Below are 4,692 nucleotides of genomic sequence, written 5' to 3'. Positions count from 1 at the left end.
CCTGAAAAATGAATAACTTGTACGATCCTGATTCGGTAAACCGTATAAAAAAGTAAAAGGAGGGATAATGGAAAAATTCTTTATTAATTATTAAAAATGAAAACAAGGGGGATTAATATGTCCGTGAAATTAATAAACTCTAATTCAAGAAAAGCCTATTCTGGTTCGATGCCCGACACAAAGGGATTAAACTTTTTTGAAGAGGATCAAAATTTGTCTTTTATACTTAAGCATTATCTTTCTATAGAAAATTATAATCGGGCCCTTCCTCACTTAAAGGAGTTGGGGGAAATAGCCGGAACAAGGCTTGATGAATTATCCCGGATGGCGGATAAGCATACTCCCGAGTTAATAAATTATGATGCAAAAGGGGAACGAGTAGACGAAGTTGCCTATCATCCGTCCTATAAAGAGATGGAATCATTAGGATATGGGAAGTTCGCACTGGTCGCTATGTCTCATAAACCTGTGCTGGGATTTCCTACTAAACTACCGCACGTGTTAAAGTACGGATTTTGGTATTTGTTTGTCCAATCCGAGTTTGGTTTGGCTTGCCCGATGAGCATGACTGACTCTGCCGCTAGGGTCTTAAGTAAATTTGGTGATCAAGGTTTAAAAGAAACCTATTTGTCTCGTATGACGAGTACTGATATGAAAACATTATGGACAGGTGCCCAATTTATGACCGAAAAACAAGGCGGGTCTGACGTTGGCGCAAATACGGTAACAGCAAAGAAAGTTGATGATCATTGGGAGATTTGGGGTGATAAATGGTTTTGTTCCAATGTTTCTGCAGATGTAGCATTAGTTTTGGCTCGTCCTGAAGACGCCCCCGAGGGTACTAAAGGTCTTGGAATGTTTTTAATGCCAAGGAAACTGCCAGATGGATCTCTTAATAATTACAAAGTAAATCGCCTAAAAGATAAATTCGGGACCCGCGATATGGCTTCTGGTGAGGTGACTTTTGAAGGGGCCGTTGCGTATGTCGTAGGGGATATTACAAAGGGTTTTAAACAAATGATGTCAATGGTGAATTCTTCACGGTTATCGAACGCCGTACGTTCTAGCGCGATGATGCGAAGAAGCTTTTTAGAAGCACTCGTTTCAGCTCAAGGTCGTGTCGCATTTGGCAGCTCATTGTCTGAAAAACCCCTTATGAAAGAAACTCTTTTTGAACTATTGCTAGATTGCGAAGCAGCTGCGTCCATCACATTTTACACAGCTTCCGTTTATGATAATTCCGATCAAGGGAACCTGGAAGATGAAAAGCTATTACGAATTTTGACGCCATTGCTAAAAGGATTCATTTGTAAACGTGCAAGAAATTCTACCTCGGAAGGGATGGAGGCCAGGGGAGGAAATGGATATATCGAGGATTGGATAGATTCGAAACTTGTACGTGATGCTCATGTGGGTTCCATTTGGGAAGGCACCACGAATATTGTTGCTTTAGACGTTGTAAGAGCGTTAGTGAAAGATGAAGCAGGAGAAATCTTTTTTAAGGACCTTTACAATCGATTGGATGGGATTACGAATTCTTTGACTAAACAGATTGGGAAGATTCTTCTGCAAATATCAAAAAAAGTTGAATCGCAATCAAAGAGGATAATGAGTCTGAATGGACCAGAAAGGGAATTGCCTGCTAAACAATTAATGAACCGGATGTATCATATATTCACTGCCAGTCTTCTGCTAAATGAAGCGGAAGTACAAATTACAGCCCAAGAAAACTATCGAAAATTATACATGGCTTTACAGTATATCCATCGTTATTTGCTTTCAAGTGGCTTGGATGAACTTAATTACTTTGATTCATCACTATTAAAATGGTTTGATGCTATTGTTGACTTTGACCAAGTATCAAAAGGGGCGGTAGAAGGTTTGCTGGAAAATGTAAAACAGGCCGTGAAACTCTAAATGTCAAAGGGGAGGAGAGAACAATGAATGGAGCATTAAGCCGGATAAAAGTACTTGATCTAAGCCGAGTGGTGGCTGGACCTGTCTGTACAAGTATTTTAGGAGATCTGGGTGCAGATATTATTAAAGTGGAAGGGCCGGATATCGTTGATGAAACACGAACATGGTTTCCTCCGGACATTGAAAATATCAGTTTGTATTATATGGCAGTTAATCGAAATAAACGTGCCATAACGGTGAATTTAAAGTCAAAAGAAGGAATTCAAATCATAAAAAAACTCATCCAGGAATCTGATGTTGTCGTAGAAAATTTTAAGACAGGAACGATGGAGCGGTTAGGACTGGGATATGAAGACTTGAAAGAGTTGAACCCTAAAATAATTCACTGCTCCATTACAGGGTTTGGTCATACAGGACCGTATAAACTATTACCTGGATATGACTTTCTTGCTCAGGCAATGAGTGGGTTTATGAGTGTGAATGGCACATCCGATGATGCACCTGTAAAAGCAGGGATTGCGATGGCCGATTTATATGCAGGACTATATGCAACCATTAGTGTATTAGCCGCTTTGGAGGCTAGGAATCATTCCGGTCGTGGTCAGCATTGTGACATCTCCCTTATGGACTCGATGGTTGCTTCATTGCTGAATATAGGAACAGGTTTTTTAAATACAGGAAATCTGCCTAAACGATATGGAAATCAGCACCCGACACTAGTTCCCTATCAGAATTTTCAAACAAAAGATAAAGAGATCATAATTGCAGTAGGCAACGACAGACAATTCCAGCGTTTTTGTTCATTAATAAATGCAGAGGAATTACCCCAGGATGAGCGTTTTGCAACAGCTAATGCAAGAATCATATATAGGGAGGAGTTAATTCCTATATTACAAGAAGTGATATTAACAAAAACAGCAGATGAATGGCTTGGAATTTTCCAAGAAAACAATATTCCATGCGGCCCCATCAATACTTTAGATAGAGTTTTTATAGATGAACAAGTACTTGAAAGGAAAATGATTCAGGAAGTTGAACATCCCTCAGTTGGAATTGTTAAACTTTTGGGATCACCATTAAAACTCTCTGATACACCAGTCACAATCGAGAGGCATCCCCCTTTACATGGGGAGCATACTGAAGAAGTACTGATGGAATTAGGGTACGATAAAGAAGAAATTAAATCGTTTATAGAAGATAAGGTTATTTGAAATGACTAAGTCGGCATCTAGATATCTCGTTAATGGTGGTATCTGGAGTAAGATATCTATAGTTAGCTTTAAAGAAATCCCCTAATTAATAATAATACGATCGATGCTAATACCATGTTAATTGAACAATATTAGTTTGGGAAAACGAAGCAGTGATGAATAAAGTCTTCATTAGATTCCTATCATCCGATGACTTTTCAATTTCAAATTGATGGCGCTTACATCGAATAGATGTTTACCATTGTTACAAGTAGTTAATCCAAAATCAAGGGGGCTTAGTATGAATAATGGTACGTCAGATCGGACTTGGATTGTGGTATTCGTCGCATGCTTTTTAGGTCTTATGGTAGATGGCATGGACTTAATCATGCTATCTATCACGATGCCTAGTCTAATGGAAGAGTTTAATATAGGTAAAGTAGATGCAGGTCTCATCGCTACATGGTCCTTAGTGGGTATGGCCGTTGGCGGAATCGGCGGCGGTTGGTTATCTGACCGGTTTGGCCGGGTAAGAATGGCAACCTGGATGATGGTTCTATTCTCCATTGGAACGTGTTTACTTGGGTTTGCCCAAACGTATGAACAATTTATCGTTATTCGTTTCATTTCTGCTATCGGGATTGGGGCCGAATATACTATCGTTACGATGCTCATGGCTGAATATGTACCTACAAAAAAAAGGACGACGATCTTAGGTACACTACAAGCAGCTTATTCATTAGGATATTTAGTTGCGGCTTTATTGGCTGGTGCAATCTTGCCTGAATACGGATGGAGGCCTCTTTATTTTATCGCTGTTGTACCTGTTCTATTGGCAATTTATATCAGATTCAAAATTCCTGAACCTCAAGGGTGGAAAGAAAGGGCTCAAGCTCAAAAACAAATGGGCAGGGGTAATAAGAAAAATGAGTGGGCTGCGATTTTCAAAGATTCAAAAACAAGAAAGATTTTTATATTTTGGGGTCTTACTGCGACCTTCTTACAATTTGCTTATTATGGCATTGGTACTTGGCTGCCGACGTATATTGTTTCTGATTTAGGTTTTGATTTCAAAAAAATGACAGGGTATATTGTAGGGACATATACAGCGGCGATCTTAGGTAAAATCATTGCAGGTTGGTTGGCAGATCGATACGGTCGTAAAACGCTGTTTGTATTTGGTGGTTTCTCTACTGCTATTGTCTTACCAATCGTTTATCTTTATAATTCACCGTCTAATATTATTCTGTTACTTACTTTACTAGGTTTTCTCTATGGTATACCTTATGCGGTTAATGCTACTTACATGGCTGAGAGTTTTCCTGCACATATTCGTGGTACAGCTGTAGGGGGATCATATAATGTTGGTCGAGTCGGATCAGCTATGGCTCCATTTCTCATTGGTATCATGGCGGAATCCTATTCAATTGGGTTCGGATTGGCTACACTTGCTATTGCGTATGTGGTATCAGCGTTAATTCCTGCACTGTTTATTCGGGAAAAAATGTACGATCCATTTGGGAAGGAAGAAAATTCTGCAACCAAGCAAAAAGAAAGCGTTTACGAGAATCAAACTATATAAATT

Annotated in this window: 3 protein-coding genes; all 3 read left to right on the top strand. The window is 39.3% G+C overall.

Annotation, left to right across the window (positions count from 1 at the left end; all coding sequences use genetic code 11):
- Positions 1 to 117: 117 nt before the first annotated feature.
- Positions 118 to 1,917, top strand: coding sequence for an acyl-CoA dehydrogenase family protein (locus ACFVSH_RS23060; protein WP_387708027.1), 1,800 nt, complete (start codon positions 118 to 120; stop codon positions 1,915 to 1,917).
- Between the two features lie 23 nt (positions 1,918 to 1,940).
- Positions 1,941 to 3,128, top strand: a complete 1,188-nt coding sequence (locus tag ACFVSH_RS23055) for a CaiB/BaiF CoA transferase family protein (protein WP_387598372.1) — start codon at positions 1,941 to 1,943, stop codon at positions 3,126 to 3,128.
- A gap of 280 nt (positions 3,129 to 3,408) precedes the next feature.
- Positions 3,409 to 4,689 carry an MFS transporter gene (locus tag ACFVSH_RS23050; protein ID WP_387598374.1) on the top strand — a complete coding sequence of 427 codons (1,281 nt, stop codon included), beginning with the start codon at positions 3,409 to 3,411 and terminating at the stop codon, positions 4,687 to 4,689.
- The last annotated feature ends 3 nt before the right edge of the window (positions 4,690 to 4,692 follow it).

It is taken from the genome of Peribacillus sp. NPDC058002, from assembly GCF_042886655.1.
Lineage (GTDB): Bacteria > Bacillota > Bacilli > Bacillales > DSM-1321 > Peribacillus > Peribacillus aracenensis.
This window is presented reverse-complemented; position numbering and strand designations above follow the sequence as displayed.

What these genes read in the sequence shown, in the direction of transcription:
- ACFVSH_RS23060 (WP_387708027.1), top strand. Translation starts at nt 118, where the DNA reads ATGTCCGTGAAATTAATAAACTCTAATTCAAGAAAAGCCTATTCTGGT.
- ACFVSH_RS23050 (WP_387598374.1), top strand. Translation starts at nt 3,409, where the DNA reads ATGAATAATGGTACGTCAGATCGGACTTGGATTGTGGTATTCGTCGCA.
- ACFVSH_RS23055 (WP_387598372.1), top strand. Translation starts at nt 1,941, where the DNA reads ATGAATGGAGCATTAAGCCGGATAAAAGTACTTGATCTAAGCCGAGTG.